Annotated in this window: 4 protein-coding genes; all 4 read left to right on the top strand. The window is 45.2% G+C overall.

Annotation, left to right across the window (positions count from 1 at the left end; all coding sequences use genetic code 11):
* The first annotated feature begins 774 nt into the window (after positions 1-774).
* The 4 genes from F456_RS0111705 to F456_RS0111690 all read left to right on the top strand — a co-directional run bounded on the left by F456_RS0111705 (position 775) and on the right by F456_RS0111690 (position 6,171).
* Positions 775-1,563, top strand: coding sequence for an alpha/beta hydrolase (locus tag F456_RS0111705; RefSeq protein WP_018977222.1), 789 nt, complete (start codon positions 775-777; stop codon positions 1,561-1,563).
* A 143-nt stretch (positions 1,564-1,706) separates the two neighbouring features.
* Positions 1,707-3,215 carry a phytoene desaturase family protein gene (locus F456_RS0111700; protein ID WP_018977221.1) on the top strand — a complete coding sequence of 503 codons (1,509 nt, stop codon included), beginning with the start codon at positions 1,707-1,709 and terminating at the stop codon, positions 3,213-3,215.
* Positions 3,202-4,599: an aldehyde dehydrogenase family protein gene (locus F456_RS0111695; protein WP_018977220.1), complete on the top strand. Its 1,398-nt coding sequence runs from the start codon at positions 3,202-3,204 to the stop codon at positions 4,597-4,599. The genes F456_RS0111700 and F456_RS0111695 overlap by 14 nt, the downstream gene beginning before the upstream one ends.
* 42 nt (positions 4,600-4,641) lie before the next feature.
* On the top strand, positions 4,642-6,171 hold the full coding sequence (locus tag F456_RS0111690) for a phytoene desaturase family protein (protein ID WP_018977219.1): 1,530 nt from the start codon (positions 4,642-4,644) through the stop codon (positions 6,169-6,171).
* Positions 6,172-6,199: the final 28 nt, after the last annotated feature.

Below are 6,199 nucleotides of genomic sequence, written 5' to 3'. Positions count from 1 at the left end.
CGAATCTTTTCGGAACGAACAGGTGCTTATCTTAGGGCCTGTATGCAAACCTGTTTCCGCAAAATCCGAAAGAGTTTATTGAAGGTGCAATAGGGGGAAAGAAAATAAGTGCGCCTGTACACTTATTTTTCTCGAATTTTTAACTTTCGCTGAAATAAGTGCTCCTATACACTTATTTCAGCGTTTTCGCGTTTCTAACCTTACTTTTATGTGAAATAGTTGCACCTGCGCACTTATTGTACAATTTGGCGAGCTTTTGCGGAAAATAATTGCATAGGAGCACTTATTGAACTTTACGTCAAATCTTATTCATGGAATCTTATTAGACGCTTTTTATCAGAAGTATCCTATTCATCGTTTCTTGTTGAACGCGTCTTATTCAGCATTTCTTATGGGACGCATCCCATTACGGCATATACGCGAACCAATAATCGGCTTCGTATTTACGTTCAAAGGCTTCATTTAAACTTGGAAACCGGACCTGGGCGTTGAAAGCATCTTCTATTCGAAAAAGTTGATGAGTTTGCGTACACGTCCTAGAGAAGAATAAACCTTTTTTTGAGGAAGTTATCAAGTTCAGCAGCCATCACTTTCTCTTTCGGGTAATGATAGTTATTGATGGAATAGATATGTGCTTTATTCAAGTTAAACGGTAAAAAAAGCGAGGTTATCCTATTGTTCACCCTTATGGCTGCAAAGTGTCTTCGTCTCCTGCCCAATCAGGCAAAAAAGACACCTCTGATTCCCGTTGAGCCCGTGAAAGAGAAAAGAGAAATGAAAGTTGAGACATCCGTAAAAATTACAGATATTTCCCTGTACTATCCCTTGGAAGCCACACAGGAAAAGTTTCCGGTTTATATCAATTTTCACGGCGGAGCATTCATCATGTATGAAAAGGAAATGGATGATCCGTACTGCCGTTACCTGGCCAACCGGACAGAATGTGTCGTTGTGAACGTTGAGTACGCAAAAGCGCCGGAGTACCCTTTTCCCAAACCGCTTGAACAAGTCTATGAGGTTTTTCAATGGATCAAGCAAAGAGCCGAAGACTTGAATATTGATGTGGAAAAAATGATGGTTGGCGGGCAAAGTTCAGGGGCAAATCTGGCCGCTGCTCTCTGTCTCTATCTGGAAGAAAAAAGGGAGAAGCAGCCGCTGCTCCAAGTACTATCATGCCCGATGCTGGATTTTGCCACTCCGCATGCGGACAAACCGGAACCGGATAAATGGCGTGCCCGGTATCCCCAAGCAGCCAACTTTTTGAACATGTGCTATGTACCGGAAAAAGGTCAAGCAGAGCATCCTCTCGCTTCTCCCGTTCGTGCTGTCGTAAGTGACCGGTTAGCCCCTGCCCTTATCCTCATCGCGGAGTATGATGCATTCAGGCCGGAAGCGGAAGTTTATGCGGGAAAATTAAAAGCAGCCGGGGTAAACGTTCAGGAAGAAATATTCAAAGACTGCAAACATGCTTTTACTCATACGGGTTCAAAAGAAAAAGCGGAGGAAGCCTGGGCAATGGTCGCATGTAAAATCAGAGAAGCGGCCGAATTTTCTACATATTAAAGGGCTCTCCAACAGCTTGTCTCTATCAGAGGTTCAAGTTTGTTTTAGGAAGGAATTGGCATGTAGAATAATAGAAAGTGCATACCGGCTTGGCGCAAAAGTGAACAACATTTTCGATTCATAGGAAGGAGAAACCCCAACAAGTGAAAACGACAAACAAAAACGTATTGGTTATTGGAGGCGGACTTGGAGGACTGTCGGCTGCGATTTCGCTGGCACAGGCAGGATACGGTGTCTCATTATATGAAAAAAACGATCACATCGGAGGAAAGCTGAACCGACTGGACCAGGATGGTTTCGGCTTCGATTTGGGCCCCTCCATCCTTACGATGCCCCGGGTCTTTGAAGATTTGTTTGCTGCCAGCGGCAAATCCATGAAGGATTATGTTCGGATTGAAAAGCTGGATCATCAATGGCGTTCCTTTTTCCCTGACGGAAACATTATAGACTTGTATGAAGACCTAAAAGAAATGCAGGAGAAGAACTCTTCCTTAAGCGAAAAAGATATGCGTGAGTATCAGGATTTGCTCAACTACTCAAAAATGCTTTACGAGATGACGGACAAAACCTATTTCCAGCATGGCGTCGATACAACAAGAGAAATCATGAAGCATACGACTCTGTTTACCGCTTTGAAAAACTTTGATTTGTTTTCTACCGTTCGCCGAGCCATCGACAAACGGATCAGCAATAAACAGTTCAGCGATATGCTGTCCTACTTCATCAAGTACGTGGGTTCGTCTCCTTATGACGCACCGGCCGTTTTGAATATGATGATCTACATGCAGCATGATCAGGGAGTATGGTATGTACCCGGCGGTTTGAATAAACTGGCGGAAGGTTTGGTGAAACTTGGCGAGGAAGTCGGGGTTGACTTCCACCTCGGCAAATCGATCGCCAAGCTTGAAAAAAAGAACGGCGAAATCACAGGAGCCGTCTTGGAAGACGGAACAAAGCTGACCGCGGATTACTACGTTTCAAATATGGAAGTCATACCGGTTTACGAACGGTTACTGGAGGAAGACAGTCATTTTGTAGATAAATTAAAGAAAAAATTCGAACCGGCCAGCTCCGGTCTCGTGATGCATTTGGGCGTCAAAAAAAGCTATCCGCAGCTTCGCCATCATAATTTCTTTTTCGCAGAAAATATGAAGCAGCAGATGCAGTCCATCTTCCATGATCATAGACTGCCGGATGACCCGGTTATTTATTTAGTCAACGTTAATAAAACAGATCCGTCGCAGGCTCCGACAGGACATGAAAACATAAAAGTACTGCCCCATATTCCTTACATTCAAGATCAGAAACCGATCACCCAGCAGGAATATGAACAATTTGCGGAGCGGACCTTAATCAAATTGGAGAAAATGGGCCTCCACGATTTGCGAGCCAATATCGTGACAAAAGATATATGGACACCGGAAAATATCAGGCAGATGTATGGCTCTGACCGGGGTGCCATTTATGGAACCGTGTCAAACCGCAAAAAAAACAAAGGCTTCAAGCATCCGAAACAAAGTGAACGCTATACCAATTTATATTTTGTCGGCGGAACCGTAAACCCGGGAGGCGGAATGCCTATGGTCACTTTAAGCGGCCAGCTTGTAAGCAAGAAGATCGTCCAGAGAGATCTTTCCCATGCCGGACAATAACAGTGATTTTTTAAAAGCACTGCCGGAAAGGCAGAGAGAAGAACTTTTGTCCAAGGGAAGCCCTTCAAATGAGGTGCGTAAAGGGCAGCTTTCAAAGCTGAAAAATATTCTTTTGGAGCGCGAAAAAGAATTTACCGATGCCCTGTATGCAGATTTGGGAAAACCGGCCTTTGAATCTTTTTCATCCGAAATTGCCGTTCTATTGAACGAAATCGATTATGTATGCAAGCACATCACCAAATGGAATCGGCCCAGAGGATCTCGGCATCTGAAATTGGGCTGCGTGGAAGTGCTGAACAAAAAGAGACATCCGTATGGGAGCGTACTCGTCATCGGTTCGTGGAATTATCCGGTCCAGCTTACCTTAATGCCTGTTATTGGGGCCATTGCCGGCGGGAACTCCTGCGTGATCAAACCATCTGAATACGCACCCGCAACCGCCGAACTCCTCAAGAACATTATCAATCAAACGTTCCCTCTTGAGCAGCTGCACGTTGTGACAGGAGACGCACAAACCGCCAGCCTGCTGACTGCAGCCCCTTTTGACTTGATTTTCTTCACGGGCAGCGGACAAACCGGGAAAGCGGTGGCCGATCAGGCAGCCAAGCATCTTACACCGGTAATTCTGGAACTCGGCGGGAAAAACCCGTGCATCCTTGACGAAACGGGCTTTTCAACAGCAGCTGTCAGGGACATCGTCTGGGGTAAATTCCTGAATGCCGGCCAAACCTGTATTGCACCGGATACCCTTTTTGTCCATCACTCCATTTACGAAAAAACGCTGGACGAAATTTCCGATGCGCTTTCCGCTTTCTACGGAGAGCATCCTCAGGCAAGCGGGGATTACGGAAGGATTTGTACCGATGCTCATTTTCAGAAGGTGGTTGGGTTTATCGGACAGGGCACTGTCCGGCACGGCGGTGAGCATGATCGCGTAGGCCGGTTCATCTCCCCTACCGTGCTAACGGATATGGAACCGGGGAGTCCAGTGCTGCAGGAGGAAATTTTCGGTCCGGTGCTTCCGGTTATTCCCTATACCGATTTGGAAACTTTATTATCCAGCGGCATTCTTCAGCGCGATGCGCTTACGGGATACATCTTCAGTAAAAACAAACGTCAAATTGGGCTGTTCAACGACTATATGCGCTCATCCACGATCAGTGTCAATCAAGTGATCCATCATGCCGCAAGCCCCCATATCTCATTTGGAGGGGTCGGCCAAAGCGGCTACGGCGCTTACCACGGCAAAACTGGTTTTCTGGCTTTCAGTTATGAAAAAACAAGTGTCCAAACCTATCATTATCTGCGTTTTAACGGTAAATTTCCGCCGTATTCCGACCGCAACATGAGCGCATTAAAAAAGTTAAGAAAATGGCTGCTGTAACGAAATGAATGAAGCAAATATGAGATGGAAATGAGGGTTCGCATGAGTAAAAAGGTGATTGTCATTGGAGGGGGGGTAGCAGGTCTTGCCACTGCCATAAGGCTGCAGCATGCGGGTTATCAGGTGGAAATCTATGAAAAAGGGTTAACACCTGGAGGCAAAATGAATCGCATTGAATTGGACGGGGGATACACATTTGATTTGGGGCCGAGCATCGTGATGCTGCCGGAAATCTACCGGGAAGTCTTTGAAGTGTGCGGCCGCAATCCGGACGATTACATTCCGATGCAAAAACTGGATCCGATTTATCGGGCTTATTTTAGTGATATTCCCGACCAGCCTTTTGACATCTCCTCCGACATGACCAAGCTCACTCAAACGATCGAAGCGATTAGCGAAGAAGATACAGCAGGCTTTTTTCGGTATATGCATGAAATTTACCAAAAATTCATCATAGCCAAGCATTACATTCTTCAAAGGCCTTTCCGCAAAAGATCCGACTTTTATAACCTCTCGATGCTAAAAAAAGCAGTCAAGCTGAAACCTTACGACACCGCGGATCAGTTTGTCGGTCGCTATATCAAGAACAAAAGGCTGAGACAGATGATTAGCTTTCAAACGCTGTACATCGGCATCTCCCCTCTGACCAGCCCTTCTTTTTATACCATGATTCCCATGCTTCAATTCCTATACGGAGTGTGGTTTATCAAGGGCGGGATGTACACCATGGCGTTGTCGATGGAAAGACTCTTCAAGGAACTTGGAGGAATCATTCATTATGGACAGGATGTACAGGAGATCTCTATTCAAAATGGAAAAGCGGAAGGGATTGTCGTGGACGGACAAAAAATTTCTTCGGATTATGTCGTGTGTAATGCAGACTTCCCGTATGCGATTAAACACCTGGTACAAGACAAGCCTGCCAAAGGAAAACATACCGACCAGAAAGTCGACAGCATGAAGTATTCTTGTTCCTGTTTCCTGCTGTACCTCGGGATGAACCGAAAGTATGAAGAAACGGACCATGTGCACAATTTTATTTTCAATGAAGACCTGGATAAGAATCTTAAAGATATTTTTGACGGCAAAAAACTAACGAATGCTTCTTTTTATGTGTACATCGCTTCAAAAATAGATCCGTCTATGGCCCCCGAAGGAAAAGATGGATTGTATATCCTGATGCCCGTATCGAATGCAGCTGAATCTAATTATGAATGGGACGAGGAGACAGTTTCTTACTATCGCGGTTACCTCTTAAATGAATTGAAGAAGATTCGCGGCTTCGAAAACATCGAGAATGAGATTGTAACCGAAACGCATATCACACCACTCGATTTCAGTTCAAAGTTCAATGCGCATCATGGCGCCGCGTTTGGTTTGCAGCCTATTCTAAAACAAAGCAACCACTATCGTCCGCAAAGTAAAGCGAGCCATTGCGAAAATTTGTACTTTACCGGAAGCAGTACACATCCCGGTGCAGGCGTCCCGATCGTGCTCCTGTCAGCCAAAATCACTGCCCAGGAATTGATCCAAGACGATACAGGCAATCTGTTTGATTATTCGGTGAAATAACGATTTATCAAGAATTATAAAAATCGCC

The organism is Saccharibacillus kuerlensis DSM 22868, assembly GCF_000378145.1.
Taxonomy (GTDB): domain Bacteria; phylum Bacillota; class Bacilli; order Paenibacillales; family Paenibacillaceae; genus Saccharibacillus; species Saccharibacillus kuerlensis.
The sequence above is the reverse complement of the archived record's forward strand: the minus strand, read 5'-3'. Positions and strand labels throughout refer to the sequence as shown.

Excerpts from the sequence above, each read along its gene's own strand:
- F456_RS0111695 (WP_018977220.1), top strand. The coding sequence starts at position 3,202 with ATGCCGGACAATAACAGTGATTTTTTAAAAGCACTGCCGGAAAGGCAG.
- F456_RS0111705 (WP_018977222.1), top strand. The coding sequence starts at position 775 with ATGAAAGTTGAGACATCCGTAAAAATTACAGATATTTCCCTGTACTAT.
- F456_RS0111690 (WP_018977219.1), top strand. The coding sequence starts at position 4,642 with ATGAGTAAAAAGGTGATTGTCATTGGAGGGGGGGTAGCAGGTCTTGCC.